The 26,881-nt window shown below is 37.0% G+C and carries 28 protein-coding genes and 1 pseudogene; 20 read left to right on the top strand and 9 right to left on the bottom strand.

The genetic code is table 11. The features are described 5' to 3' along the window. The first annotated feature begins 101 nt into the window (after positions 1–101). The 6 genes from MKY09_RS08000 to recO are packed head-to-tail and all read left to right on the top strand — an operon-like array spanning position 102 to position 5,211. Complete coding sequence (locus MKY09_RS08000; RefSeq protein ID WP_298472858.1) at positions 102–2,210, top strand: HD family phosphohydrolase; 2,109 nt, start codon at positions 102–104, stop codon at positions 2,208–2,210. Between the two features lie 19 nt (positions 2,211–2,229). Then, on the top strand, positions 2,230–2,715 hold the full coding sequence (gene ybeY / locus MKY09_RS08005; protein ID WP_298472855.1) for an rRNA maturation RNase YbeY: 486 nt from the start codon (positions 2,230–2,232) through the stop codon (positions 2,713–2,715). Further along, positions 2,702–3,067 (top strand): diacylglycerol kinase family protein, encoded by a 366-nt coding sequence (locus tag MKY09_RS08010; protein WP_298472930.1) that lies wholly within the window; start codon positions 2,702–2,704, stop codon positions 3,065–3,067. The genes ybeY and MKY09_RS08010 overlap by 14 nt, the downstream gene beginning before the upstream one ends. Positions 3,068–3,081: 14 nt before the next feature. After that, entirely contained in the window at positions 3,082–3,492 is a 411-nt protein-coding gene (locus MKY09_RS08015) for a cytidine deaminase (RefSeq protein ID WP_169358068.1), read from the top strand. Continuing rightward, positions 3,476–4,396, top strand: a complete 921-nt coding sequence (era, locus tag MKY09_RS08020) for a GTPase Era (protein ID WP_251555575.1) — start codon at positions 3,476–3,478, stop codon at positions 4,394–4,396. Before MKY09_RS08015 ends, era begins: the two co-directional genes overlap by 17 nt. 32 nt (positions 4,397–4,428) lie before the next feature. Beyond that, entirely contained in the window at positions 4,429–5,211 is a 783-nt protein-coding gene (recO, locus tag MKY09_RS08025) for a DNA repair protein RecO (RefSeq protein ID WP_169358070.1), read from the top strand. A gap of 200 nt (positions 5,212–5,411) precedes the next feature. Here recO and MKY09_RS08030 read toward each other — a convergent pair whose 3' ends face one another. From MKY09_RS08030 to MKY09_RS08040, 3 genes and pseudogenes are all read right to left on the bottom strand, one after another. After that, positions 5,412–5,936, bottom strand: coding sequence for a hypothetical protein (locus MKY09_RS08030; RefSeq protein WP_342568024.1), 525 nt, complete (start codon positions 5,934–5,936; stop codon positions 5,412–5,414). Between the two features lie 187 nt (positions 5,937–6,123). Then, positions 6,124–6,413 (bottom strand): annotated as a pseudogene (locus MKY09_RS08035) (IS1595 family transposase); the annotation flags it as partial. Positions 6,414–6,500: 87 nt separating this feature from the next. After that, the gene (locus tag MKY09_RS08040) at positions 6,501–7,883 is read right to left on the bottom strand and encodes a glycine--tRNA ligase (protein ID WP_342568025.1); all 1,383 of its coding nucleotides are present in this window, start codon (positions 7,881–7,883) and stop codon (positions 6,501–6,503) included. Positions 7,884–8,224: 341 nt separating this feature from the next. Here MKY09_RS08040 and MKY09_RS08045 point away from each other — a divergent pair, with 341 nt between their 5' ends. The 9 genes from MKY09_RS08045 (at position 8,225) to MKY09_RS08085 (ending at position 17,500) form a co-directional block, all read left to right on the top strand. After that, positions 8,225–8,863 carry a helix-turn-helix transcriptional regulator gene (locus MKY09_RS08045; RefSeq protein WP_169358072.1) on the top strand — a complete coding sequence of 213 codons (639 nt, stop codon included), beginning with the start codon at positions 8,225–8,227 and terminating at the stop codon, positions 8,861–8,863. Positions 8,864–8,874: 11 nt separating this feature from the next. Beyond that, positions 8,875–9,684 (top strand): pyruvate, water dikinase regulatory protein, encoded by an 810-nt coding sequence (locus MKY09_RS08050; protein WP_169358073.1) that lies wholly within the window; start codon positions 8,875–8,877, stop codon positions 9,682–9,684. Between the two features lie 215 nt (positions 9,685–9,899). Next, entirely contained in the window at positions 9,900–11,741 is a 1,842-nt protein-coding gene (dnaG, locus tag MKY09_RS08055; protein ID WP_342568026.1) for a DNA primase, read from the top strand. 28 nt (positions 11,742–11,769) lie between these two features. Next, on the top strand, positions 11,770–12,897 hold the full coding sequence (gene rpoD / locus MKY09_RS08060; protein WP_169358075.1) for an RNA polymerase sigma factor RpoD: 1,128 nt from the start codon (positions 11,770–11,772) through the stop codon (positions 12,895–12,897). A gap of 175 nt (positions 12,898–13,072) precedes the next feature. Continuing rightward, complete coding sequence (locus MKY09_RS08065; protein WP_342568027.1) at positions 13,073–13,642, top strand: hypothetical protein; 570 nt, start codon at positions 13,073–13,075, stop codon at positions 13,640–13,642. A 296-nt stretch (positions 13,643–13,938) separates the two neighbouring features. Next, complete coding sequence (locus MKY09_RS08070) at positions 13,939–15,078, top strand: acyl-CoA dehydrogenase family protein (RefSeq protein ID WP_169358077.1); 1,140 nt, start codon at positions 13,939–13,941, stop codon at positions 15,076–15,078. A gap of 141 nt (positions 15,079–15,219) precedes the next feature. After that, positions 15,220–15,603 carry a cytochrome c550 gene (gene cccA / locus MKY09_RS08075; RefSeq protein WP_169358078.1) on the top strand — a complete coding sequence of 128 codons (384 nt, stop codon included), beginning with the start codon at positions 15,220–15,222 and terminating at the stop codon, positions 15,601–15,603. Between the two features lie 83 nt (positions 15,604–15,686). Then, positions 15,687–16,379, top strand: coding sequence for a tRNA (adenine(22)-N(1))-methyltransferase TrmK (locus tag MKY09_RS08080; RefSeq protein ID WP_342568028.1), 693 nt, complete (start codon positions 15,687–15,689; stop codon positions 16,377–16,379). Positions 16,380–16,381: 2 nt separating this feature from the next. Beyond that, positions 16,382–17,500: a Nif3-like dinuclear metal center hexameric protein gene (locus tag MKY09_RS08085; RefSeq protein ID WP_342568029.1), complete on the top strand. Its 1,119-nt coding sequence runs from the start codon at positions 16,382–16,384 to the stop codon at positions 17,498–17,500. Positions 17,501–17,617: 117 nt separating this feature from the next. On the opposite strand, the gene MKY09_RS08090 is transcribed toward MKY09_RS08085, so the two are convergent. After that, the gene (locus MKY09_RS08090; protein WP_169358081.1) at positions 17,618–18,595 is read right to left on the bottom strand and encodes a 4-hydroxy-3-methylbut-2-enyl diphosphate reductase; all 978 of its coding nucleotides are present in this window, start codon (positions 18,593–18,595) and stop codon (positions 17,618–17,620) included. Positions 18,596–18,663: 68 nt separating this feature from the next. After that, complete coding sequence (gene vrrA, locus MKY09_RS08095) at positions 18,664–19,362, bottom strand: VrrA/YqfQ family protein (protein WP_342568030.1); 699 nt, start codon at positions 19,360–19,362, stop codon at positions 18,664–18,666. A gap of 107 nt (positions 19,363–19,469) precedes the next feature. Between vrrA and MKY09_RS08100 the strand changes: the two genes are divergently transcribed. Both MKY09_RS08100 and MKY09_RS08105 read left to right on the top strand, forming a co-directional pair. Further along, positions 19,470–20,768, top strand: a complete 1,299-nt coding sequence (locus MKY09_RS08100) for a DEAD/DEAH box helicase (protein WP_342568031.1) — start codon at positions 19,470–19,472, stop codon at positions 20,766–20,768. Positions 20,769–20,780: 12 nt separating this feature from the next. Then, positions 20,781–21,668, top strand: coding sequence for a deoxyribonuclease IV (locus MKY09_RS08105; protein WP_342568032.1), 888 nt, complete (start codon positions 20,781–20,783; stop codon positions 21,666–21,668). Between the two features lie 27 nt (positions 21,669–21,695). On the opposite strand, the gene MKY09_RS08110 is transcribed toward MKY09_RS08105, so the two are convergent. Continuing rightward, positions 21,696–21,956: a hypothetical protein gene (locus tag MKY09_RS08110; protein ID WP_169358085.1), complete on the bottom strand. Its 261-nt coding sequence runs from the start codon at positions 21,954–21,956 to the stop codon at positions 21,696–21,698. A gap of 102 nt (positions 21,957–22,058) precedes the next feature. Here MKY09_RS08110 and MKY09_RS08115 point away from each other — a divergent pair, with 102 nt between their 5' ends. Genes MKY09_RS08115 through MKY09_RS08125 form a run of 3 tightly spaced genes read left to right on the top strand, consistent with a single transcriptional unit; the run spans position 22,059 to position 24,078 of the window. After that, positions 22,059–22,826: a metal ABC transporter ATP-binding protein gene (locus tag MKY09_RS08115; RefSeq protein ID WP_169358086.1), complete on the top strand. Its 768-nt coding sequence runs from the start codon at positions 22,059–22,061 to the stop codon at positions 22,824–22,826. After that, complete coding sequence (locus MKY09_RS08120) at positions 22,823–23,671, top strand: metal ABC transporter permease (protein ID WP_342568033.1); 849 nt, start codon at positions 22,823–22,825, stop codon at positions 23,669–23,671. The genes MKY09_RS08115 and MKY09_RS08120 overlap by 4 nt, the downstream gene beginning before the upstream one ends. Then, entirely contained in the window at positions 23,668–24,078 is a 411-nt protein-coding gene (locus MKY09_RS08125) for a Fur family transcriptional regulator (protein WP_342568034.1), read from the top strand. The genes MKY09_RS08120 and MKY09_RS08125 overlap by 4 nt, the downstream gene beginning before the upstream one ends. 269 nt (positions 24,079–24,347) lie before the next feature. On the opposite strand, the gene MKY09_RS08130 is transcribed toward MKY09_RS08125, so the two are convergent. From MKY09_RS08130 to ispG, 3 genes are all read right to left on the bottom strand, one after another. After that, positions 24,348–24,965 carry an NAD(P)-binding oxidoreductase gene (locus MKY09_RS08130; protein ID WP_251555561.1) on the bottom strand — a complete coding sequence of 206 codons (618 nt, stop codon included), beginning with the start codon at positions 24,963–24,965 and terminating at the stop codon, positions 24,348–24,350. A 141-nt stretch (positions 24,966–25,106) separates the two neighbouring features. Then, complete coding sequence (locus MKY09_RS08135) at positions 25,107–25,685, bottom strand: hypothetical protein (protein WP_169358090.1); 579 nt, start codon at positions 25,683–25,685, stop codon at positions 25,107–25,109. Positions 25,686–25,697: 12 nt separating this feature from the next. Continuing rightward, positions 25,698–26,816 (bottom strand): flavodoxin-dependent (E)-4-hydroxy-3-methylbut-2-enyl-diphosphate synthase, encoded by a 1,119-nt coding sequence (ispG, locus tag MKY09_RS08140; protein ID WP_342568222.1) that lies wholly within the window; start codon positions 26,814–26,816, stop codon positions 25,698–25,700. Positions 26,817–26,881 lie beyond the last annotated feature (65 nt).

Below are 26,881 nucleotides of genomic sequence, written 5' to 3' on the forward strand. Positions count from 1 at the left end.
ACGTCATCATTCTAACTATAAACCAGTCATTTCAGATAAATTGGTCAAATTTTGAAAATATAAGGTATAATAAAGAGAATAGTAGACGAGGGGATGATAGGATGAAGTCTTTAATGATCAAGTGGAGAAAATGGCGAGAAAGTAAATATCTCCCTTTAATTATTATCCTTCTAACTTCCATAAGTATGTTTCTATTGGTTAAGGGAAGCGTGCAAGAAAATACATATGATATATCTTTAATGAACTTAGCACCTGAAACCATCCGTTCAGTTAAAACGATGGAAGACCCAATAAAAACTGAAGAAGAAAAAGACCAGGCTGCTTCAGAAGTAAATCCCGTCTATCAATTTCAGGATGAAACAGCTGAAAATCAGGCGACTATCATTGAGTCTATTTTCGATAGTGTAATAGAGATTAAGCAATCTATCACAAGTGATGAGCCTGAAGCAGCAACAGATAGTCTTCAAAGACTAAAAAAAGAAATGAACGTTCTAGCAGAAAATGCTAGCTTTGTACCGTTAACTGACGATGCACTGAGTATATTATTAAGTCAAAACATAGCAACTATAAATGATGTTAAAGAAAAGCTTCCGATCCTAGTAGAAGAAACATTAAGTGAACCGATTAGGAATGAAAATTTAGGTACAGAAAGAGATAAGGTTGTTCAGAAAGTCCGAACTACTTTTAATTATCCAGATAATTTTATGAGCGTTTTAGTATCTATTGCTCGGGGCTCCATTATAGCTACAGAAACAAAAAACGATGAACTAACGGAGCTACGCATGGAACAAGCTAGAGCTAGCGTTGAACCAACTAGAATATTACAAGGTCAAATACTCGTTCAAAAAGGGGAAATTGTCAGTAAAGATGTGTATCGTCAACTAGAGCTATTAGGAATGCTGACTGATAAATCATCTTATAAACAATATATAGGTGTAGCTCTTTTTGTATTGATGACAATGTGGGTGCTTTTCGGACAAACCATTCGTTTCAAAGACCCTAATGTTATCAACGTGAAAAATCTGATTGTTGTGGCTTTTAGTGTTATTGTATCCGTCTTGATGATGAAAGTGCTACAATCAGTAGCGTACAATTTTGATGTTGTTATTGCATTTTTGTTTCCTACTGCAATGGTATCCATGTTAGTTTATATTCTAGTCAATGAAAGAGCGGCTTTTATATCTAGCTTTGTCGTAGCGGCCTATGCAGGGATTATTTTTCAAGAAGGATATACGAATATCTTTCAAATGGAAGTTGCTTTATACATACTCTTTGGTGGTATAGCAGGGGTTTTTGCCGTACAGCGTATGTACAATAATTCTCAAATTTTACGTTCAAGCTTAATTGTTGCGTCTATAAATTTAACGTTTATCTTATTTTATCTGTTAATGACAAAGACAACTTATGAGTTTGTTGATGTAGCTTTCTATATTGGCGCTGCATTAATATCTGGTATATTATCCGGGGCTCTTACACTTGGTATTTTGCCTTTCTTTGAGTCGCTTTTTGGAATCTTATCCACAATGAGGCTCATAGAACTTTCTAACCCAAATCATCCATTACTTAAGAAAATTTTAACTGAAACCCCAGGTACGTATCATCACAGTCTGATGGTGGCAAACTTAGCAGAAGCAGCTTGTGAGGCAATCGGAGCGAATGGCTTGCTAGCTAGAGTTGGATGTTATTATCATGATATCGGAAAAACCAATCGACCTGGGTTCTTTATAGAAAACCAAGTGAACGGCTATAATCCACATGATAACCTTTCTCCAGAAGCTAGCAGGGATATTATTATTTCTCATGCAACAGATGGGGCAAATATTTTAAAGAAACATAAGCTGCCGAAAGAAATCGTAGATGTGGCGGAACAGCACCACGGCACTAGTTTGTTGAAATTCTTTTATTATAAAGCGAAAGAAAGTAATCCTAATACTACTGAGGAGTCCTATAGATATCCTGGGCCAAAGCCACAGACGAAAGAAATTGCAATTATTTCAATTGCAGATAGCGTAGAAGCTGCTGTAAGGTCCATGAAGGAACCAAATGGAGAGAAAATCCACAGTCTGATTAAATCCATTATTAAAGATAAGGTAATTGATGGACAATTAGACGAATGCGACTTATCATTCAAAGAAATAAAGAAAATTGAAGAAAGCTTCTGCTCTACTATGAATGGCACATTTCATTCGAGAATAGAATACCCTAAATAAATAGTAAGGAGTCAATAATATGTTAGAACTAGATTTAATGGACGAAACAAATACTTTAACTAAAGAAGCTATTGCACTAGTAGAAAAAGTACTCCAATCTGCAGCAGGGCAATTGAATGTAAAAAATGAGAGCGAAGTAAGTGTTACGTTTGTTACAAATGATCAAATTCAAGAAATCAATAAAAATTATCGGAACAAAGATATGCCTACAGATGTAATATCTTTTGCTATGGAAGAAATGGGTGAAGGGGAAATAAAAATTAAAGACGCTGACATACCCACATTGCTTGGAGATATCATTATTTCTGTAGAACGTACGATTGAACAAGCGCAAGCATACGGGCATACCTTTGAACGCGAGCTTGCTTTTTTAGCCGTCCATGGTTTTTTACACCTATTAGGGTATGATCATGGGACAGAAGAAGAAGAAAAAGAAATGTTTGGTCTACAGGAGAAAATTTTGCAGGAGTTTGGTTTGAAGCGTGAAGGCCATGAACTTTCATAAGTTTGGGAAGTCCTTTGTCTATGCTACACAGGGAGTTATACATGCTATAAAGACAGAGCAGAATTTCCGGCTACATTTGCTTGCTGCAGGTATAGTATTCCTTGCAAGTTTATTAACTGGCCTCTCTAAATGGGAGTGGATAATCGTTGTTATGCTCATTTTTGGGATGTTCATGATAGAATTAGTTAATACGTCCGTAGAAAGAATTGTAGACCTTGCTTCTCCGGACTTCCATCCTTTAGCCAAACAGGCTAAGGATCTTGCTGCAGGCGCATGTCTAATCTATGCGCTCTGCACAGTAATAGTAGGTTTAATTATATTCATACCGAAATGGTCGGTAATCTTATTTTAAAGGTGTGATTTTATATGAAGAAAGAAGAATTACTAAAAGCATCTATCACAGCCATGGAAAAAGCATACGTTCCGTATTCCAAATTTCCTGTGGGAGCAGCTTTACTTACTAAAAGTGGAGAAGTTATATTAGGCTGTAATATTGAAAATGCATCTTTTGGGTTAACAAACTGTGCGGAGCGAACTGCCGTTTTTAAAGCTGTGTCAGAAGGTATAAAAGACTTTACAGCAATAGCTATCGCTGGAGATACAGATGGACCAATTTCACCATGCGGAGCATGTAGACAAGTTTTAGCGGAGTTCTGCGAGCCTAATATGCCCGTATATTTAACAAACTTAAAAGGAAATGTAACAGAAACGACGGTATCAGAATTATTGCCTGGAGCTTTTACAACGGAGGATTTAAATTATGCTGCAAAACAATGAAGGATATAAATCAGGATTCATATCAATAATCGGACGACCAAATGTAGGTAAATCTACATTTCTAAACCGTGTAATAGGGCAAAAGATAGCAATAATGAGTGATAAGCCACAAACGACTCGCAACAAGGTACAAGGAGTTCTTACTTTAGATCAAAGTCAAATGATTTTTATTGATACCCCGGGTATTCATAAGCCTAAGCATAAATTAGGTGACTTTATGTTAAAAGTTGCAAAAAATACGCTACGTGAAGTAGATGTAATTATATTTATGGTAAATGCTACAGAGCCAAGAGGTAAAGGTGATGAATTTATCATTGATCTCTTAGAAAAAAACGAAACTCCAGTATTTTTAGTGATCAATAAAATAGACCAAGTACATCCAGATGATTTAATCGGAATAATTGAGTCTTATAAAGATAAATATGACTTTGCTGAAATCGTTCCTATTTCTGCTCTTCAAGGTAATAATGTAGAAAGACTATTAGAAACAATCCAATCATATTTACCGGAAGGTCCACAATATTATCCAGCGGACCAAGTAACTGACCACCCAGAGAGATTTATCATCTCTGAACTGATCCGTGAGAAAGTATTGCACTTGACTAGAGAAGAAATACCACACTCAATTGCAGTTGTAATTGACAAGATAAAAAAAGAAGAAGATACAGATAAAGATATGATCCGTGTTATGGCTACTATTATTGTAGAACGTGATTCTCAAAAAGGTATTGTAATCGGTAAAAGAGGTGCACTTCTAAAAGAAGTTGGGACAAGAGCTCGTCATGATATTGAAATGCTTTTAGGAACTAAAGTATTCCTAGAACTTTGGGTGAAGGTTCAAAAGGATTGGCGCAATAAATCTGCCCACCTAAAAGATTATGGATTTAGAGAAGACGAATATTAATATAGAGGAAGCATAGAAGGAAGGGAAGGCTTTTGCTTCAAAAAGTAGAAGGGATTGTCTTACGAACCTCCTCCTACGGAGAAACAGATAAAGTAGTAACTATATTCTCTCGAGAGCTTGGTAAAAGGGCTGCGATGGCTCGTGGAGCTAAAAAGCCAACTAGCCGTCTGTCTTCAATCTCCCAGCCTTTTACGTATGCTTATTTTTTAATACAACAAGGGAGAGGGATGGGGTCTCTTCAACAAGGTGAAATAATTGACTCGATGCGTGTTATTCGAGAAGATATTTTTACTACAGCTTATGCTAGTTTTATTATGGAGCTAGTAGATAAACTAATTGATGATGAATCTCCTAAACCGCATGTGTTTACAATTTTACAGCAAGCATTAGAGGCAATATCAGAGGGCTATGATCCAGAAGCCATTAGCTTGTTTGTTGAGTGGAAGATGTTATCCGTAGCTGGAATATATCCGGTACTTCATCAGTGTGCCAATTGTGGAGCAACAGATGGGGAATTTGCATTCTCTTTTGCTCAAATCGGTTTTTTATGTCATCGATGTTTTACAATTGACCCTTATTTAATTCGTTTAACACCCTCACAGGTGAAGTTAATCCGAACATTTTATACTGTTCCTATTGACCAGGTTGGTAAGCTAACTTTGAAAAAAGAGACGAAGGGCTTTATAAAAAAAATCGTCCGTACCATATACAATGAGCAGGTTGGAGTTCGTTTAAAATCTCAAGGGTTTCTAGACCAAATGGAAAAAACACCTGAGTTTTTCCAGCCTAAAAAAGATTCTCATTCGGAAGAATAATTCCGAATGAGTTTTTTTATTGGAAAGGCTCTGTTAAATTTAATTGTTGGTTTTTTAAAATGTTCAAAAAAAGTGCGAGAAACGCTGTTGAATCAACGATTGCGCCTTTATATTGTCCCCAAACTTGCATTTGGGAACGTTTATTAGGTTTATTTTGTATACTTTATTCGCTCCAGTTAAATAACTCCCTCTATAAACCTTTAGTATTCACCTACAAAATAAAACATTTGAGCGTATATCGTATAAAATAGTGGACATTGAATGGTTGCTAGTTCATCTATGACTAACTCGCTCTCTTTATTATTTAAGAAATTAAGTTGTATTTTCGCTATAACGGTGCCGTTTTCATAAAATTGAACGAATCTATTAAAGTCTATTTTTACCTTCATTTGAAGATTCTTACTCTCTATATTGTAAGTTGGTGTAATCATATCCCCAAGTTCAATTTGTGCTCGAATTACATCAGATTTCATTATTAAAATCGACTCTGAACGTTTAATTAAGGCGTGCTTAACTCCTGATTTTACAATAACATCTCCATTTTGATTTCTACCTTCATATTCACAGATTAATTTAAATTTACCAATCCACGCATCAAAGAGTTGATGGAAAATTGTTTTATAAGTTCGTTTCATTGTATATATAGGTTCATGTTCAGCATTAAAAATATGAATAGCTTTCGTACTCGCTTTTGTTAACGGCAATTGATATGTATATGTATGCATTGAAAATATCCTCTCTAAGCATATTTCTAAAGTTGTACTTCTTATACGTTCCATTGACATTATAGTTTCATTCAAATGAAACTTTGAAAATGAACCAGATCATACCCAAAGCGATGATTGGTAATTTTATTTCGGCCAACGCTGTAAGTCTCGTTGCCGGATGAAATTCCTAACAACTAAACGAGCATTACAGATTGTATTTCGATAAACGTAAACTTTGATAGGTTTCTGTCATTTCAAAAATAAAAGATGTCAATAGAAATTCTTTGATATTGTGTTTTGTACTTTCATTATTATGGTCATCTACGAATAAGAACCAAGCTAGGTAATTATCAAGATATTTTGACGCTACCTCATTAAAACGATTTATCCAATTTTTTAATCATTTTGGATATGATACAAACCTTTGATAACATGTTTTCCATCATCTGATTTAATACGGTAGTGTTCTATCCCTTTTTCAGTGGCATACGTTTTGGGAAAAAATATAAACAAAAAAAGCCTGCAAATTGTATCCGAAATTGGATTTGTTTTGCAGGCAGGCTTAAATTAATATACTTCTAATTAAAATTGTATTTGCTCTTCAATATAAGCTTTTACTTCTGAAATAGGCATTCTTGTTTGTTCCATTGAATCACGATGACGCACTGTAACTTGACCGTCCGTTTCGGAATCAAAGTCATACGTGATACAGAATGGTGTACCGATTTCATCTTGGCGACGGTAACGTTTACCAATCGATTGAGACTCATCATAGTCCACCATGAAATGCTTGCTAAGGTCAGAGAATAAAGCAGTTGCACCTTCAGATAGCTTCTTCGATAAAGGCAAGATCGCTGCTTTTACCGGAGCTAGAGCAGGGTGGAAGCGTAAAACTGTTCGTTGGTCGTCGCCTTCTAGCTGCTCCACGTCATAAGCCTCGCATAAGAATGCCAATGTTACACGGTCAGCACCTAGAGATGGCTCGATGCAATATGGTACATATCTTTCATTGGTTACTGGGTCGATATAATTGAAATCTTCACCAGAGTGTTCCATATGCTGCTTCAAATCGAAGTCAGTTCTATCGGCAATACCCCATAGTTCACCCCAACCGAATGGGAATTTATATTCAATGTCTGTTGTTGCATTCGAGTAATGCGAAAGTTCGTCGTCAGAGTGGTCTCTTAAACGAATGCTATTCTCCGAAACACCTAAGTTAAGTAGCCATTCGCGGCAATAATTGCGCCAGAACTCAAACCATTCCATGTCTTCACCAGGTTTACAGAAAAACTCTAGCTCCATTTGTTCAAATTCTCTCGTACGGAAAGTGAAGTTACCAGGAGTGATTTCATTTCGGAAACTTTTTCCTACTTGGGCAATACCGAATGGCATTTTTTTACGCATAGAACGCTGTACATTTTTATAGTTTACAAAAATACCTTGTGCTGTTTCTGGACGTAAAAAGATTTCGTTCGTAGAAGATTCCGTTACACCTTGGAACGTTTTGAACATCAAGTTAAATTGACGAATTTCCGTGTAATCATATGCACCACAAGAAGGACAAACTACATTATGCTCCTTCATGATTTCTTCCATTTTCTCAAAGGAAAGGCCATCGATTACCATTTCAATTCCTTTTTTATCTAATGCATCCTCGATGATTTTATCCACTCGGTGACGTGATTTACATTTTTTACAGTCGATCATTGGATCATTGAAGTTACCAATATGACCTGAAGCGACCCATGTTTTTGGGTTCATAAGAATAGCAGCATCTAAACCTACATTATATGGTGACTCTTGTACAAATTTTTTCCACCAAGCTTTTTTTACGTTGTTTTTAAGCTCTACTCCAAGTGGACCGTAATCCCATGTATTTGCCAAACCTCCATAAATTTCAGAGCCAGGGAATACAAAGCCTCTTTGTTTTGCTAAACTTACTACATTTTCCATTGAAAATTCCATTTGACATACCTCCATTTTGATAAAAGCTTTTAAAGAAAAAATGAAACAAAAAAACTCGTCTCCGGGCCTCAATAGCCCGGGGACGAGTTTATAACCCGCGGTTCCACCCCGATTGGTTGTATGTATGACAACCCTCTTTAAAAACTTAAGCTCCAAGCTGCCGTTTCCTGTAGATGTGGTCTTTCACTGTCACCACTCGCTTTATGTTACAGTACTTATAATGCTCTTCAACGCTTTAATATTATTGATGATTGTATCATATGCTTCTTTATTTAGCAATGTGATGGATAATGGTATATAATTATTTAGAATAAGTATAACTAAGTATAAACTTTGAGGCGGTGAGTCCAATCGAACTCAACAAACGGCAAGTCGAAATTTTGGACATTGTAAAAGGGAATGGACCTATTACTGGTGAACAAATTGCAGAACGACTTAATCTGACTAGGTCAACTCTAAGACCTGATCTTGCGATATTAACGATGGCTGGCTTTCTGGATGCTCGACCTCGTGTAGGTTATTTTTACTCAGGTAAGAAAACCAGTCAGGCAATCTCTGATAGCATTGCACAAATGCTCGTAAAGGATTTTCAGTCTATCCCCGTTGTTGTAGAAGAAAGTATGTCGGTTTACGATGCAATATGCCATATGTTTTTAGAGGATGTTGGCTCTTTGTTTGTCGTTGATAAAAAATCAGTATTATCCGGTGTGCTTTCTAGGAAAGACTTTTTACGAACAAGTATCGGAAACCAAGACTTAACCAAAATGCCGGTACATATGATTATGACTAGGATGCCAAATATTACGTATTGTCTGAAGGAAGATACATTAATTGAGGTAGCTAATAAATTAATGAGTCGGCAAATAGATTCGTTACCGGTAGTAAAAGAGTCGAAAGACGGTCTAGAGATTGTTGGAAGAATAACTAAAACAAATATTACACGTGCCTTCTTATCTTTAGCTGATGACCATGATTTATGAGGAGTGAAAGAATGAAAATGTTAAACCTATTTATTGTCTCAGACTCCATTGGGGAAACTGGCGAGCTAGTAGCTAGAGCTGCAGTAAGCCAATTTAGACCAGGTCTGCAGCATACCAAACTAAAAAGATTTACCCATATCGATTCTTTGGATCATATAAAAGAAATTACTGCTTTAGCTAAAGACCAGAATGCAAGTATCTTATATACATTAGTTCAACAGGAAATGAGAGAAGCTATTGTTAAGTATTGCAAAGAATATGACTTAGAGTGTGTAGATCTTATCGGCCCTGTAATTAATCTACTCGAAAAGAAACTAGATGAAAAATCTTTTGAAGAGCCTGGTCTCGTTCGAAAGCTGGATGAAGATTACTTTAAAAAAATTGAAGCAGTAGAGTTTGCTGTAAAATATGACGATGGTAGAGATCCAAGAGGGTTATTGCAGGCGGATATTGTACTAATAGGTGTCTCCCGCACTTCTAAAACACCTTTATCGCAATACTTGGCAAACAAACGGTATAAGGTTGCCAACGTACCATTAGTACCAGAAGTAGAGCCGCCAGAAGAACTTTTCCAAATAGATCCTTCGAAATGCTTCGGTCTTATCATTACTCCTGACAAATTAAACTCCATTAGAAGAGAAAGACTAATCGCAATTGGTCTTAAAGATGATGCTTCTTACGCCAAAGTGGAACGTATTAATGAAGAAATTGCGCATTTTCAAAAAGTGGTAGAAAGAATTGGCTGTAAGGTTATTGATGTGACAAATCGAGCGGTAGAAGAAACAGCAAATCTAGTAATAACTCAAATTCAACAAAAATAATTTGAAATTTTGGACCGATTCACAATTGTGAAAAGGTTTTTTTATGTACGAAAGCGAATTAAATGTATAGATTAATATATTGAAATGTTTTATAATATTTATTTGTGGAAAAAAGAAATTTTTCGTATTATCATGTAAATATTTTGTCGATTCTTGCAGGATTTTTCTTAAGTCTCTCGAATTAATACTAAGTAGTAAGTAAAGATGGTGAATTCATGAATCGTATAGAAGAAGAAGTAATCGAACAAGTTAGAAATAATACAGACATAGTTGATGTAATTAGTGAATTTGTTCAGCTTACAAAAAGAGGTAGAAACTTTTTCGGTCTCTGTCCATTTCATGGTGAACAAACCCCATCTTTTTCTGTCACTCAAGAAAAGCAAATTTTTCATTGCTTTGGCTGTGGAGCTGGTGGAAATGTAATTACGTTTTTAATGGACATTGAGAATCTCTCATTCCATGAAGCTGTTAGTAAATTAGGTAGCCGTCTTGGAATGCAGATTGAACATAAGGCAACCGAAGTTTCTGAAGAGAAAGCACCGGTCTCCAAAGAAGTATCTCTTATGAAAAAAGCGCATGAATTTGCTAGCGAATATTTTCATCATCTTTTACTTCACACGGAGGAAGGAGAAAATGCATTACATTACTTACAAGAAAGAGGGTTTTCTACCGAACTCATCGAAAAGTATAAAATAGGATGGTCATTGCCTAGCTGGGATGCCCTAACTACCTTATTAGAGAGAAAAGGTATGGATTTGCAAGAAATTGAGAAAACTGGACTTATTATTAGAAAAGAAAATGAATTGAAGTATTTTGACCGCTTTCGTGGAAGAATTATGTTTCCTGTTTTCGACGAAACTGGCCATGTAGTTGCGTTCTCTGGAAGGATTCTTGGTAAGAAAGAAAATGAAGCCAAATATTTAAATAGTCCTGAATCCCCTATGTTTCAAAAAAGCCAGATACTCTATAACTTAGATAAAGCGCGACTAGACATTAGGAAAAAACGCAACGTGGTTATTTTTGAAGGCTTTTTAGATGTTATATCGGCGTCTAAAGCGGGTATAACAAATGGTGTTGCAACAATGGGAACAGCATTAACGTCTCAACATATAACCAAGCTGAATAGATTAACCTCCAATGTTACCCTTTGTTTCGATGGAGACAAGGCAGGGATGGAAGCAGCAAAAAGAGCAGCAATCTCTTTACAAGGGCAAAATATTCAGACAGAGGTTGCGATTATTCCGGATGCCATGGATCCAGATGATTATATTAAGAATTATGGGGAAGAAGCTTTTAAGGAGAAAATTATTGAAAAGCCCCATTCTTATCTTTCATTTATGATGATTGTTTCCAAAAGAGATAAGAATTTTAATAACGAAAATGATACCCTTCAGTATATTCAAGAAATATTGGAAATACTGAGTGAGAGAAACTCTTCTGTAGAAAGGGATCTGTATGTTCGACAGCTTTCTCAGGAAACAAATGTATCCGAAGAAGCTATCTATCAACATTTACGGAAAATACAGGGGAAAAAAGCAAGAGACACTAAAAGTAGTAATCATAGCAACAATTCCATTCCTTTAGCTGCTCCTCAAGAGCTGCCTAAAAAGAAACGAACTCTTTCAGCTGATGAAAGAGCAGAAAGAATTTTATTAGCACATATGCTCCATAATCCGCAGGTAATTGACATTGCAATTAGAACTATAAGTGATGGCCCATGTTTTATAAGGGACGCATACGAAGCTGCGTACGTTCGTTTGATGGGGTATTACGAAGATTATCCGGAAGGTGACTATCAACGGTTTTTAGAAGTATTAAACGACGGTGAATTAAGGAAAATAGTAATGGAAGCTGCGCTCTCAGAACGTGATCCAGAACATGAAACTGAAGAAGTCATGGACTGTTTGCGCCATATTAGAAAATACCGGATAGAGCAGCAAATTGGGCAAAAGTTACATGAAGCTAAAGAGGCTGAAAAAATGACGGATATAACTAAAGCGCTCCAACTGGCACAAGAGGCCATTCAGTTAAAAAAATCTTTAGTAAATTTTCAATAATCATCCGGTAGTAAAAGGAGGAATTCTTATGGCGGACAAGTCTGAACGTACAAAAGAAACGGACATCGAATTATCATTATTAGAAGCAAAGAAACAACTGATTGAGTTAGGTAAAAAGAATGGTGAGGTAACTTATCATGATATAGCAGATAAATTAGCGTCTTTCGATTTAGAATCAGATCAAATCGAGGAATTCATTGATCAGCTAGAAGGCAAGGGTATTGAACTTGGGCGTAAAGCTGGAGATGAGGAAGATTTAGATCGTTTGATGAAGGGTAAGGAAGAAGAAACTTTTGACCTTAATGATTTAAGTGTTCCCCCAGGTGTTAAAATCAATGATCCTGTACGCATGTACTTAAAAGAAATTGGTCGAGTAGACCTTTTAAAGGCATCAGAGGAAATTGCACTTGCTGAAAGAATAGAGCAAGGTGATGAAGAAGCGAGAAAGCGTCTAGCAGAGGCGAATCTACGTTTAGTTGTAAGTATTGCGAAGCGATACGTTGGTCGTGGTATGCTTTTCTTAGATTTAATTCAAGAAGGAAATATGGGTCTTATTAAAGCAGTAGAGAAATTCGATCACAGAAAAGGTTTTAAATTCAGTACGTATGCAACTTGGTGGATTCGCCAGGCCATAACTCGTGCAATTGCAGACCAAGCAAGAACTATTCGTATACCAGTGCATATGGTCGAAACAATTAACAAACTGATTCGTGTGCAACGTCAATTACTTCAAGACTTAGGCCGTGAGCCTTCTCCAGAAGAAATCGGAGAAGAAATGGATCTTCCAGCAGAAAAAGTTCGTGAAATCTTGAAAATTGCTCAAGAGCCTGTTTCTTTAGAAACACCTATTGGAGAAGAAGATGATTCACATTTAGGTGATTTTATTGAAGATGCCGATGCACAGTCACCATCGGATCATGCAGCATATGAGCTTCTTAAAGAGCAATTAGAAGATGTACTAGACACTTTAACTGACCGTGAAGAAAATGTACTCCGTTTACGATTTGGTTTAGATGATGGTCGTACAAGAACACTTGAAGAAGTAGGAAAAGTTTTTGGTGTTACTCGTGAACGTATTCGTCAAATTGAAGCGAAGGCATTAAGAAAATTACGCCATCCTTCTAGAAGCAAACGTTTAAAAGATTTCTTAGAATAATCAAGAGACATCCTGATAAAGGGTGTCTTTTTTACAGTTTTTTTTAGTGCCTTTTTTCTTCTGAAAAGTGGGATTACCCATCTCACTTTTCTTTTATTTCAAAGTGTTCGTAAAAATGCACTTGAAACTAGCCGAAAAGATTAGTATAAAGAGATATAGGGAAAAGAGGATGGATATGTCTATTCAACGAAAAAAAGTAATATTGAATGAAATTGCTTTTTGGAAGCAAAATAAGCTACTTCCCGAGCATTACTGTGATTTTCTTACAGCTCTTTATGCTCAAGGGGAAGGAGAGGGAACTAAAGGAACCAACGAAGGTATACTAGCAAAGGAAGCGAAAAAGTCGAAGCTGAAAGTAATCTCGACTACTTCTATTATAAGTCTCATTACGCTCGCACTTTTAGGCTCACTAGTTTTCATAACAACGGCCATTATAATACCTATTATTTTATCGGGAATTGCAATTCTAGTTTTTACGTACATATCTATTAAAAAGTTTAGTCAAAGTTCAATCTTATCACCCTTACTATTAGTATTTTCTGCGTTATTACTATTAGGAATTACTTTTAAAATATGGGAAGCTTTTTTCATAACGGAGCCTACTACATTAGTAATTATGATTGCAGTTAACTGCATATTATGGTTATTTTCTGGCTTACGTTTGAAGCTAATTTATTTTACTATTTCTGGTATTGTGGGACTATTATTGATATTTATATACATCTCTATTACATTTTTTACATAGAATACAATTTTTAATGATTGAAATTTCACGTGACCAGTGGAATTTCTTTTTTTTTGAGTTAATGAACCTACACATGCGCATAAGCGGTGGATAATGGCTTAGAGAGTGCTCCATAGAAAGCTTCTGACAGGAGTGGATGTACTTTCTTTAAATGTATGTAGATTTTATATTTCTCTATTGGAATTAAAAGATTAATAAAGAAAAATAGATTCAAATTCGTTTTAATATGATTATTTACATAATCTTTTGTATAATAAAAAAGTAAGCGTTTTTATTTACAAAGGGGATGGAATAAAATGAATTTTGATTTAACGCAGGAACACCAAATGATTCGTAAAACGATTCGAGAGTTTGCTAGTGAGGTTGTAGCTCCCGGAGCAATTGAGCGAGACAAAACGAAGGAATTTCCAAAAGAAATCTTTAAACAGTTAGCCGACATGGGGATGATGGGCTTACCGTTTTCAGAGGAGTATGGTGGAGCAGGAGCTGATACAGTTAGCTTTGCTATTGTGACTGAAGAATTGAGTCGTGCCTGTGCATCAACTGGTATTACCTATTCAGCTCATATATCACTAGGCGGAGCACCGCTAAGCTTGTTCGGAACAGAAGAACAAAAACAAAAGTACTTAGTTCCAATTTGTACAGGAGAATCTTTAGGTGCTTTTGGATTAACGGAGCCAAATGCTGGATCAGATGCTGGGGGAACTCAAACAACTGCAAAAGAAGAAGGTAATGATTTTGTTATAAATGGAAGCAAGGCGTTTATTACAAACGCTAGTTATGCAAAACATCTTGCACTGACTGCTATTACAGGTATGTCAGATGGTAAAAAAGAGATTTCTGCTATTATAGTTCCAACTGATGCAGATGGTTTTACAGTAATTGATAACTATGAAAAAATGGGGTTAAATGCCTCTAACACGACTGAATTAGTGATAGAAAATGTTAGAGTACCTCAAGAAAACTTATTAGGTAAACGAGGAAATGGTTTCAGACAATTTCTTGTTACGTTAGACGGTGGAAGAATAGGAATAGGTGCAATGGCAGTAGGGATTGCTCAAGCTGCATTTGACCGAGCTCTCCAATATTCCAAGGAACGTAAACAGTTTGGAAAAACATTATCAGAGTTTCAAATTACACAGTTTAAACTAGCAGATATGGCAATGAAGATTGAATTAGCAAGAACGATGGTGCATAAAGCTGCTTGGTTAAAGGACCAAGGACGACCGTTTGGTAAAGAGGCATCTATGTGTAAACTATATGCTTCTGAAATTGCAATGGAGGTTGCTGATCAAGCGATTCAGCTTCATGGCGGATATGGATATATGAAAGAATATGAAGTAGAACGCTATATGAGAGATGCGAAACTTCTTGAAATTGGAGAAGGTACTTCCGAGGTGCAACGAATGGTAATAGCTAGACATATTGGTTGTTAAACATTAAAAATATGTCGATTTTGTCACAAAGCTATAAAACTTTCTTCAATAACACTTTTCGTTTTCGACACAATGGAGTACAATATGAGTGTTGACTAATTCTATATTAGAAAAGAATGTATAAAAGAAGGAGGGTTAACTATGCAAAAGAATCCAATTATCCCATTTATACTTATTATGGCATTTGGTATCGGTTTAATTTTCTTCCTATCTATCGATGGAGTAGGTAATAAAGCAGAAATTACGGCTGAACATGAAGCTGCTGAAGGCGGAGAATCTGCTGAAGGTGGAGAAGAAGCTACTGCTGGTGAATTCGATCCTGAAGCACTTGCTCAAGGAAAATGTATCAGCTGTCACGGTAACACTTATGAAGGCGGAATGGGGCCATCATTAGTGGGTACAGCATTGTCTGAAGATGAAATTAAAGACATTTTAGCTAATGGTAAAGGTTCAATGCCTGGTGGTTTAGTACCAGAAGCAAACCTGGATGAAATGGCTGCTTGGGTCAAATCTCTAGGTGAATAAGATTTTAAGAAAAGACCTCTAGATTCTTTCTAAGAATCGAGGTCTTTTTTTATTTTTGTTATAATAATGGTGAGGTGTATAGAATGAATGCGAAAAACTTATCAGATAGACTGAAAACTGTGGCATCCTTTGTCGAACAGGATACAATTTTAGCGGATATAGGAAGTGACCATGCTTATCTTCCATGTTACTTGGTCCACCAATCCATAATCTCTAAAGCAATTGCTGGAGAGGTAGTAAAGGGACCATTTGAATCTGCAGTGAAACAAGTGAAAAGTGAAGGCCTGGATAAGCAAATTGAAGTGCGTTTTGGCGACGGTCTGCAAGTGATTGAAGACGAGGACCAAGTGGGCACCGTTACAATTGCTGGGATGGGTGGTCCGTTAATTGCTTCCATACTAGAAGCAGGTAAGCATAAACTTACTAACGTTCACACGCTCATTCTTCAACCGAACATTCACGCAAAAGCAATTAGAGAATGGGCGATTAAAGAAGGCTGGAATATTGATCAAGAAACAATTTTGGAGGAGCATTCCAAAATTTATGAAGTAATTGTACTTAAAAAAGGAAAAATGGTGCTTACTGAACAGGAGCTTTTATTAGGACCAATTTTAATGCAAAGCTGTACAAGTGTATTTCAGAAAAAATGGTCAGTTGAAATGAAAGAATGGGAAAGAATACTGACTCAATTAAAAAATATTCCACCATCTCCGGAAGTTTTACAAAAAGTAGAGGAAATAGAGAATAAAATCTCGTTAGTGAAGGAGCTGTTGTAAACATGAAGCAAACCAATGGACAACATCTTATTTCTATCTTTGAAGAATGGGCACCACGCTCCTTAGCGGTAGAGGGAGATTCGGTAGGTCTTCAAATCGGTAGATTAGATAAGCTGGTTACGAAGGTGCTTGTGACATTAGATGTGAACGACGAAGTGGTTGATGAAGCAATTGAGCAAGGGTGTCAGCTAATCATTGCTCATCATCCTCCTATTTACAGTAAGCTTAAGAATATACGTACAGATATGCCACAAGGACGTCTGTTTGAAAAACTGATTAAGCATGATATTGCTGTATACGCTGCTCATACGAATTTGGATATAGCTACTGGAGGGGTTAATGATCTATTAGCTGAAGCACTGAAGCTAGAGAATATTTCTATATTAGAACCAACTACCTCCGAAAACTTAATGAAGCTTGAAGTATTTACTCCTAAAGAAGCTACTGAAACCGTTAGAAAGGCTCTAGCAGAGGCTGGAGCAGGTAATATAGGGGATTATAATAGCTGTAGCTTTACAACCTCTGGAGAAGGCCGGTTTAAGCCTGAGGAAAGTGCAGAGCCTTATATCGGGAAGCCAAATGAGTTAGCGGTTGTAAAAGAGGAAAAAATAGAGGTAGTATTACCTGAATCTAAGAAAAACAAAGTATTAAGAGCCCTGTTAAATAATCATCCCTATGAAGAGCCTGCATACAATTTGATGAGTTTGGATACTCAGGTCAACGAAATGGGGCTTGGAAGAATAGGGTTATTACCAAAGAAAGTTTCTTTGGCGGATTATGCAAATACCGTTAAATCATTGCTAAACGTACCTTTTGTTCGAGTAGTTGGACCGCTTGATAAACCCGTTCAAAAGGTGGCAGTACTAGGCGGAGATGGTAACAAATATATTTCGATTGCTAAAAGGGCAGGGGCAGATGTTTTTATAACCGGGGACTTATATTTTCATATTGCACAAGATGCATTAGCGATGGGACTTGCTGTTATTGATCCTGGCCACCATATCGAACAAATTATGAAAATTGGCGTTGCAAAATATATGCAAGCGGAGTGCCTAAATAAAAAACTGGACTGTGAATTCATCGCTTCTAAGATATCTACAGAACCTTTTAAACTTATTTGACTATAACGTGCTATTCTACCAAAAAAATAAAGCTTCGAAAATTTTACTATTAGTAAATTTTCGAAGCTTATTTTAGAGTATCTTCTATATCGACCTCTACATAATTAAGTTACTTTGTTAGTTAACTGTATAAGGCTCTATTTTAGTAACTGGTTTAGGAACTTTAATCTTAGGTAGAATTTTCTCGGGAAGTACTTTTTTTGTTGTATCATGAGTTGTAGGATCATTTGGATCGTATTTCTCTAAAAACTGGATGACTTCCTTAACAATCGGTGTTGGTGTGGAAGCTCCGGCAGTCACTGCTACATGGTTAACATTGTCTAGCCATTCTAATTTAAGATCAGATATATCGCCGACTCGGTAAGATGGAGTGCCAGCAATTTCCTCTGAAACTTGTGTAAGTCTATTAGAGTTATTACTCATTGGATCACCAACAACAATTAGTAGCTCAGCTTCTCCTGCTTGCTCCGCAACCGCTTCTTGTCTAACTTGAGTGGCAAGACAAATTTCTTTGTGTACCTCAATGTGAGGAAACTTTTCTTTCAGCTTTTCCATGAGATGAACAACGTCCCATTGTGACATAGTAGTTTGATTTGTGACTAATAATTTTGTATTAGAAAGGGAAAGACTTTCAATATCCTCATTTGTTTGAACAAGATGGACTTTAGTTGGGGCAACCCCGATTGCTCCTTCAGGTTCAGGATGCCCTTTTTTTCCGATATAAATAATATCATAGCCTTCTGCTGTTTTTTCTTTTATTAAATCATGGGTAACGGTAACATCAGGGCATGTGGCATCAATGGAAACTAATCCTTTTTTGCGAGCTAATTCCTTTACCTCTGGTGAAACTCCATGCGCTGTAAAAATGACCGTTCCTGTATCGACCTTTGATAGAATATCTAAGCGATTTTCTCCATCTAAAGTAATAATACCATCCTGCTCAAATGCATCTGTTACATGTTTATTGTGAACAATCATTCCTAATATATAAATTGGACGTGGAAGAGATGAATCCATTGCTGCATTCCTTGCAATAACCATTGCATCCACCACACCATAACAATATCCTCTAGGCGAAATTTTTTGTACAATCATCTTTAAGAAACTCCCTTCAATACGAGCATACTCATATTATAGCGGAGGAAAGAGATGATTACAAAATATTAAAATGGTGGCTGGAAAATTCGCGGTAAAGAGACACCGCCAGTAGATGCTACGGTACTAGCTGCTCGGGCAACAGCTGGAGCCGCCGCTGAAGCTGCTGTAGTAGCGGTAGCCGCGGTAGCCGCTGTAGTTGCTGCGCTAGCTGCGGCACCTGCAGCAGGGGCTGCAGAGAATCCACGGTAAAGTCTTAAAAGAGCAGGTACATTTTGAAGCATTGGAGCCCATTGTTTAACCATCGGTGTGATTTGTTGTGCAGTATTTATAAACTTATCAGCAGTTTGCAAATAAGACATGGTTTTACTGCTTAATCCTCCAGCACTTGCTGCTGCCGCACCCGCTGTAGCTGCGGCACCTGCTGTAGCGGCACCTTGAGCGAACCCTTGCGGCCCAGGACTGAAATTAGGCGGGCCTCCTGGACTAAATCCTCCTGCACGTGGAGGGCCTTGACCAAAATCATTCGGAACCGGTGGACCTCCTTGGTTAAATCCACCAATTGGTGGAGTAGGAACAGGATTTGCAGAACCACCATTACTTTGGAATTGTCTTATAAAATTTGAAATTGGTCCACTCGCTTGCCCACTTGGTGCTTGATTGAAATTGGGTGGAGGAGGGGGCGTGTTTTGGAAAGAATTTGGATTGCCAAAATTAGAGAAATTATTTCTTCTCTGAGCAAATGGATAAAATGATTCATAGCGCAATTTATTTCTCATCTCCTTTCGAACAAACAGACTATTCTATTCTATGCAAATTATCGGTTTTATGTACAAATCATGTTACAATATAGGTATGATAGGGAGGGACTAAAATGTCCAAATATACAGATTATAATTTTCAACCGTTTTTACTAGAAGCTATAAATAAATTAGGCTTCCAAGAACCAACACCAATCCAAAAAGAAATGATTCCACTTGTCTTGAAAGGTAAAAGTGCAATTGGTCAAGCGCATACAGGAACTGGGAAAACACATAGTTTCTTAATACCAATTGTTGAAAAAATTGATGCTAGTAAGCAAGCAGTTCAAGCAATAATTACTTCTCCGACTAGAGAGCTCGCAACTCAAATATATAAAGAGTTGAACAAATTAGTGGAAGGTACTGAAATCCAAACTAAGCTATTTATCGGAGGAACTGACAAAGCTCGTTCAATCGAAAAGTTAAAGACACAGCCTCAAATAGTCGTTGGTACTCCAGGTCGACTTCGTGATTTAACAGTTGAGCAGGCACTTTTAGTTCATACCGCAAAAATATTAGTGGTGGATGAAGCCGATCTTGCATTTGATTTAGGTTTTATCAATGAAATCGATCAGTTTGCATCAAAAATGCCAGATGAATTAGAAATGTTCGTATTCTCTGCGACCATACCAGAAAAACTACAACCATTCCTTAAGAAATACATGGATTCACCTGTGCATATTAAAATAGGTGACAAACGTCCGGTCGCTGATGGAATTGACTTTACTGTTGTCCCTGTACGTAGTAAGTCTCGTAAAAAAAGATTATTAGACGTTATTGAAGGTATTAATCCTTATTTAGCGATTATCTTTGCTAATACGAAACAGAATGCGGATGAAGTAGCACACTATTTACAAGGAAACGGCATAAAAGTTGGCGTTGTTCACGGAGATGTTTCTCCACGTGATCGTAAACGAGTGATGAAGCAAATACACGAATTAGAATATCAATACATTGTGGCTACTGACTTAGCAGCTCGTGGAATCGATATTCCAGGAGTAAGCCATGTCATTAATTACGAAATACCCGATGACCTTGAATTTTTCATTCACCGAGTTGGTAGAACTGCCCGCGCAGGACTAACTGGAACAGCTATTACCTTATTTGAACCATCTGATGAAGATGCTTTAAACCGTATTGAAAAGATGGGGATTACATTTGAGCATAAAGATGTAAGTAATGGCGAATGGTCTGAATTGAAAGAGAGACATGCTAGAAAAAATAGAACTAAAGTCGAAAATGAGATAGATGCAAAAGCAAAAGCGTTGGTTAGAAAGCCTAAAAAGGTTAAACCAGGATATAAACGAAACATGAAATGGGAAATGGATAAAGTTAAGAAAAGAGAACGTCGCATCAAAAACCGTAAGAAATAAGGGGGAACTTCCATGCTACTAGGATCACATGTTTCCATGAGTGGAAAAGAAATGTTGCTAGCTTCTAGTAAAGAGGCAGCGTCGTATGGTGCCAATACATTTATGATTTATACGGGTGCACCACAGAATACGCGCAGAAAACCAATAGATGAGTTAAACATTGAAGCTGGCCTTGCGCACATGAAGGAAAACGGCATAAATAATATTGTCGTTCATGCACCTTATATTATTAATTTGGGCAATACAACGAAGCCAGAAACGTTTGCTTTAGGTGTAGACTTTCTACAAAAAGAGGTAGAGCGCACTGCAGCTATAGGAGCTACACAAATCGTATTGCATCCTGGTGCACATGTTGGTGCTGGAGCTGATGCTGGTATACAAAAGATTATCGAAGGCTTAAACGAAGTATTAAGCTCTGATTATCCTGTCCAAATTGCTTTAGAAACAATGGCAGGAAAAGGCTCTGAATGTGGTAAGACTTTTGAAGAGCTTGCACAAATTTTTGATGGTGTGAAAAATAATGATCGCTTGTCGGTTTGTATGGATACGTGTCATATACATGATGCCGGATATGATGTTGTAAACGATTTTGATGGCGTCTTAAATCATTTTGATCATTTGGTTGGAATTGACCGATTAAAAGTTCTACACATCAATGATAGTAAAAATATTTGTGGAGCAGCTAAAGATCGTCATGAAAACATAGGGTTTGGGGAAATTGGCTTTGAGGCATTGCAATATGTAGTGCATCATCCACAGCTGATAAATATCCCAAAAATTTTAGAGACTCCTTTCGTTGGTGTGGATGCCAAATCAAAGAAAGCTCCATATAAAATGGAGATTGAGATGCTACGCTCGAAAATGTTTGACCCAAATGCATTAGAACTACTAACTGTTTAAATATAATCAATTTAGGACCCTCTCTTTTCATTGAAAAGAAGAGGGGCCTTTTTCTTTCAATTGCTCATATAAAGCAATTGCACGTTTTTCTCCTAAAATGCTTATAAGTTTTTGCTGAATAGCATTAGGTACACCTAATACCAACCAAGTAATAGATATTTCTTGCAGTAAGGGGTAGACGCCCTCTATTTCTTTATCTGATAATTTCACATCAAACCCTTTGAGTATTTTCTTAAACTCTTTTTTTGAACAGGTTTGTAGCTGAATAATAAACTTAGCAATATCCACTAGAACATCCTTTCAAGCATTTTTATTTACACTATACGATTTATCCTCTATACTTTTATTTTGTAAATCGTAATCATTCTTAATTAGAATAGAGGAAATAAATTGGCCTTACCATTAATTCAATTACATAATATTTCATACAAGTATGAACAAACACAAGCCTTAATCGATATAAATTTAGTTATTAAGGAAGGCGATTTTCTAGCTATTATCGGTCCCAATGGCTCTGGGAAATCAACCTTATTAAAGATAATGTTGGGCTTATTGAAGCCATCAAACGGGAATGTACTTCTCTTTGGGAAGCCAGCTAATCAGTTTAAGGAAAGAGAATGGATCGGATATGTTTCCCAAAAGTCCAATTCGTTCAATACTGGCTTTCCAGCAACCGTAAGTGAAGTCGTTAGAAGTGGAGTGGTTAAACAAATAGGTCTGTTTAAGCGTTTTCCGGATGATGTTAAAATACAAGTTCGTCAAGCGTTAAAAGCAGTAGGAATGGAAGACTTCGCTCAAAAAAATATTGGAGAGCTTTCTGGAGGCCAGCAACAGCGCGTATTTATCGCAAGGGCTTTGATAAGTAATCCAAAAGTGTTAATACTAGACGAGCCTACCGTTGGAATTGATAGTAAAAATGTTCGTTCATTTTATAATATGTTAGTACACTTAAATCGTGAACATAACATTTCCATCGTATTAGTTACACATGATGTGGACGCAGTATCAACAAGTATTAGCCATGTAGCTTGCCTAAATCAGAGAATTCATTTTCATGGCTTTAAAAAAGATATGGAATCGATGAGCGAGGAACAATTAGAGTCGTGGTACGGTCATTCGGTCCGTAAAGTAGAACACCAGGGTGAGGTACAGTCATGATAGAGTCTATTTTTCAATATGAGTTTTTACAAAATGCATTTGCTTCCGGGTTGATTATTGGAATTATTGCTCCATTATTAGGTGTGTTTATTGTTGTCAGAAGATTATCCTTAATCGCTGATGCACTGAGTCACGTAACCCTTGCCGGAATAGCAGGCAGTCTTTACCTTAGTCAATCTGTAGGAGCACTTGCGCTACTAAACCCATTATATTTAGGCATTGTGGCTTCTGTTACTGGTTCTCTTTTTATAGAGAGGCTTCGTCGTTTATATAAACACTATGAAGAATTAGCGATTCCAATAATTATGTCAGCAGGTTTAGGCTTTGGTGCAATATTTATCTCCTTAGCCGAAGGTTTCAGCTCTGACTTGTTTAGTTATTTATTTGGATCGGTGTCTGCTGTTAGTAGACAAGATCTTTGGATAGTTATTTGTATAGCAGCGGTTGTCTTCTTGTTTTTAGGATTATTGTTTAAAGAACTATTTGTACTATCCTTTGATGAAGAGTATGCAAAGGCATCTGGCCTTCCTGCTAAATGGATTCATATGCTATTTATGATCGTCACAGCTCTAGTAATAGCTGCCTCTATGCGAATTGTGGGGATCTTACTTGTTTCCTCTTTAATGACCTTACCTGTAGCAGCTGCTATGAGATTGTCAAAAAGCTTCAAACAGGCGCTCATTCTTTCAGTAGTATTTGGTGAGCTAGCTGTCCTTATTGGATTAGTAAGTGCATTTTACCTTGATTTAGCCCCGGGAGGTACCATTGTAGTTACATCTATTGTCATTTTACTTGGAGCTATTTTTGTTAAAAAGATGGGTAGAAAGGGAGCGGTGGCAACGTGAATATAGATAAAGCATGGGATATTCTTAAAAAAGAGGGTTTTAAAAAAACAGACAAGCGAGAACAAATTCTTGATATTTTTTCTAAAACAACCAAGTATATTACTGCTAGAGATATATTAGACGTCATGATGGAGGAGCATCCAGGCATGAGCTATGATACTATTTACCGTAATCTTAGCACTTTTGTTGAGCTTGGTATTTTAGAAGAAACAGAGCTTGCCGGCGAAAAGAACTTTCGTATGCAATGTGAAGTAGACCATCATCACCATCACTTTATTTGCTTAAGATGTGGCAACATTAAAGAAATTAATTATTGCCCGATGGAAACGCTCCAAAATTCGATTCCAGGATATGAAATTGAAAATCACAAGTTCGAGATTTACGGCAACTGTCCAGAGTGTCATTAAACATTTAATCTGTTAGGCAGAGCGCTAACAAAATGAGGTTTGGACAAAACTATCCTCCACATAAAAAGCCTCGAAAACTCTACGACCTAGTAAAGTTTTCGGGGCTTCTATTTGCATTCCTGTAGTTGTTTTCCTTTACAGGTCGCTATCTGCTTGGCACGACATCAATCTCCTCGTCGCTTTGCTCCTGCTTAGGCTTTCAGCTCGGTCTATTTCCCAGGAGTCGACGGGCAAATCTTTAAAAAGAGTTACTTATGCTAAAATATATATTAGCTGCTAATTCCTACAGAAGTATTTTCATACGAGCTGTCCGTTAACGCCTTGTAGATAAAATCAGCTACATCTGCTCTTGAAATTGATTTTCCGGAACTAGGAACGCTTGTAGCAGACTCTTTGTAATTCCCAGTAAATGCTTTGTCCGTTAGTCCCATAGGTCTTACAATCGTATACGTTAAATTATTGGATTTGATATATTCAATCGCATTCTTATGATCGGCTAACACGTTACCAAGCATCTTCATCATCATCTTGCCCATTAATCCAGGTATTTCATTTTCTACACCTGCCGAAGCAGTATAAACAATGCGGCTTACATTATTTGCTACCATTCCATCAACTACATTTTTCATCATATTCTCTAGTTGCGTTGATTTTTTCATCCCGGTTGTGGAGCCTAAACACGAAACAACGGCATCTTTTCCGTTTATAGCAGCTTCGACAGCTTGCTTGTCAAAAGCATCTCCTTGAATAATAGTTAGATTCTCGTGATTAATCTCTAGCTTGGAAGGTGTACGAATATAAGCAGTGACAGAATGACCGTTGTCTAATGCCAATTTAGTAAAATGTTTACCTACTCCACCGCTAGCTCCAAATATAATAATGTCCATTCGTAATTCCTCTTTTCATTTGTTTTGGTTAATGTTTTGCTTTTTGTAGCCATTAACATTCTGCAATCTTATGCAAAGTCATGAAGTTGGTTTATATCTAAAAAAAGGAGGTAACCCTTAACAGGTTACCCCTTCAACTTTTTATTTAATTGTCATCGAAAATTCCTTTTCAATCCAATTGTTAGCCTCAATCCAGTTATTCACTCGAATGACTCCCTTAGGAGCTGGCTGCTGGTTATATGGGGTATTGAACAATAATACAGGTATATCTAGCTCTTCATTTATTTCAACAGCATTGTCATGCTTGTCTTCGAAAAATACATGAACCCCATGCTTTCTTGCAGTTTCAATTTTGTTATGCGTACCAATCAATTCGATATGGTCATATAGGAGCTCTTGCTCTTTAAACCAGTTTAGCGTTACATCCATCACGTTTTCTCCACGAGCTGAGATGAAGTATAGCTCATACTTTTCCTTCCATGCTGATAAAACAGCTTTCGCATCAGCCTGGATAGGGGATGTAGCGTAAATGACTGGCTCAGAGGATTTAAACCATTCATAAAATTCCTTTTGGTCTACTTCAAAAGCTTTGGTTAAGTCATATTCTTTAATATCCTCTAATTGCAAGTTGCATTTAAATGCTTCATTTATATGAGGTAGCAAAGAAGTAGGGCAAGTTACTGTCCCATCTATATCAATGCCGAAACGTACATTCGTCATTTATATCTCTCCTTAAGCTTGTTGAGCTTCAATTTCCTTTTGTTGCTTTTCTAACTCTTGTTTCGCAAAATATTCAGCTGCGATTTTATCAATTTCAATCTTCAGTTCATCTACCATAGTTTCCTCTGGCACTTTGCGAACTATTTTTCCTTTACGGAACAATAGACCTTCGCCACGTGCACCAGCAATTCCGATATCAGCTTCACGAGCTTCTCCAGGGCCGTTTACTGCACAGCCTAGTACTGCTACTTTAATAGGTGCTTTAATATGGGAGATATACTCTTCCACTTCATTTGCAATAGAAATTAAGTCTATTTCAATACGTCCACATGTAGGGCAAGAAATTAATGTAGCCGCATTAGAAGAAAGACCAAATACTTTTAGCAGCTCACGAGCTACTTTTACTTCCTCCACTGGGTCTGCACTTAACGATACACGTAATGTGTTTCCGATACCCATGGCTAAGAGTGTTCCTAGGCCGGCAGCACTCTTAATAGATCCAGCGAACAAAGTTCCTGACTCAGTAATCCCTAAGTGTAACGGATAGTCAAATGCTTCAGAAGCCTTACGATATGCTTCGACTGCAAGATTAACATCAGAAGCCTTCATCGAAACGATAATATCATGAAAATCCAAGTCTTCTAGGATTTTAATATGGTGTAGAGCACTTTCTACCATACCGTCTGCAGTAGGATAGCCATATTTCTCTAAGATTTTTTTCTCTAATGAACCTGCATTAACTCCAATACGAATTGGAATACCTTTTGCTTTAGCTGCATTAACTACAGCTTCTACTTTTTCTTTACGGCCAATGTTACCTGGGTTAATACGAATTTTATCGGCACCTTGCTCGATTGCAATTAGTGCTAATTTATAATCAAAATGTATATCCACTACTAATGGAATATTAATACGTTTTTTTATCTCGCCGATCGAATAAGCAGCACGTTCATCTGGACAAGCTACACGAACAACCTGACAACCAGCTTCCTCTAAACGTAATATTTCCGCTACGGTTGCTTCCACATCATGTGTTTTAGTTGTTGTCATACTTTGAATAAAAAGTTCGTTACTGCCACCTATAGTTAAGTTTCCAACTCGTACAGGACGAGTTTTGGAACGATGAATTATTTCACTCATGAAATTCTCTCCTTCTTGAGGCTTTATGCCGTCACTATCCACCATTTTATCAGTCT

It is taken from the genome of Psychrobacillus sp. FSL K6-4046, assembly GCF_038624605.1.
GTDB lineage: Bacteria > Bacillota > Bacilli > Bacillales_A > Planococcaceae > Psychrobacillus.

Bases quoted from the DNA above. Each gene is read 5' to 3' on its own strand.
- MKY09_RS08135 (WP_169358090.1), bottom strand. From the start codon at position 25,685: ATGACGAATGTACGTTTCGGCATTGATATAGATGGGACAGTAACTTGC.
- MKY09_RS08085 (WP_342568029.1), top strand. From the start codon at position 16,382: ATGAAGCAAACCAATGGACAACATCTTATTTCTATCTTTGAAGAATGG.
- MKY09_RS08050 (WP_169358073.1), top strand. From the start codon at position 8,875: ATGAAAATGTTAAACCTATTTATTGTCTCAGACTCCATTGGGGAAACT.
- MKY09_RS08100 (WP_342568031.1), top strand. From the start codon at position 19,470: ATGTCCAAATATACAGATTATAATTTTCAACCGTTTTTACTAGAAGCT.
- MKY09_RS08105 (WP_342568032.1), top strand. From the start codon at position 20,781: ATGCTACTAGGATCACATGTTTCCATGAGTGGAAAAGAAATGTTGCTA.
- ybeY (WP_298472855.1), top strand. From the start codon at position 2,230: ATGTTAGAACTAGATTTAATGGACGAAACAAATACTTTAACTAAAGAA.
- MKY09_RS08065 (WP_342568027.1), top strand. From the start codon at position 13,073: ATGTCTATTCAACGAAAAAAAGTAATATTGAATGAAATTGCTTTTTGG.
- MKY09_RS08040 (WP_342568025.1), bottom strand. From the start codon at position 7,883: ATGGAATTTTCAATGGAAAATGTAGTAAGTTTAGCAAAACAAAGAGGC.
- dnaG (WP_342568026.1), top strand. From the start codon at position 9,900: ATGAATCGTATAGAAGAAGAAGTAATCGAACAAGTTAGAAATAATACA.
- MKY09_RS08120 (WP_342568033.1), top strand. From the start codon at position 22,823: ATGATAGAGTCTATTTTTCAATATGAGTTTTTACAAAATGCATTTGCT.
- MKY09_RS08070 (WP_169358077.1), top strand. From the start codon at position 13,939: ATGAATTTTGATTTAACGCAGGAACACCAAATGATTCGTAAAACGATT.
- MKY09_RS08080 (WP_342568028.1), top strand. From the start codon at position 15,687: ATGAATGCGAAAAACTTATCAGATAGACTGAAAACTGTGGCATCCTTT.
- era (WP_251555575.1), top strand. From the start codon at position 3,476: ATGCTGCAAAACAATGAAGGATATAAATCAGGATTCATATCAATAATC.
- MKY09_RS08090 (WP_169358081.1), bottom strand. From the start codon at position 18,595: ATGATTGTACAAAAAATTTCGCCTAGAGGATATTGTTATGGTGTGGTG.
- MKY09_RS08130 (WP_251555561.1), bottom strand. From the start codon at position 24,965: ATGGACATTATTATATTTGGAGCTAGCGGTGGAGTAGGTAAACATTTT.
- rpoD (WP_169358075.1), top strand. From the start codon at position 11,770: ATGGCGGACAAGTCTGAACGTACAAAAGAAACGGACATCGAATTATCA.
- cccA (WP_169358078.1), top strand. From the start codon at position 15,220: ATGCAAAAGAATCCAATTATCCCATTTATACTTATTATGGCATTTGGT.
- MKY09_RS08000 (WP_298472858.1), top strand. From the start codon at position 102: ATGAAGTCTTTAATGATCAAGTGGAGAAAATGGCGAGAAAGTAAATAT.
- MKY09_RS08010 (WP_298472930.1), top strand. From the start codon at position 2,702: ATGAACTTTCATAAGTTTGGGAAGTCCTTTGTCTATGCTACACAGGGA.
- MKY09_RS08030 (WP_342568024.1), bottom strand. From the start codon at position 5,936: ATGCATACATATACATATCAATTGCCGTTAACAAAAGCGAGTACGAAA.
- MKY09_RS08015 (WP_169358068.1), top strand. From the start codon at position 3,082: ATGAAGAAAGAAGAATTACTAAAAGCATCTATCACAGCCATGGAAAAA.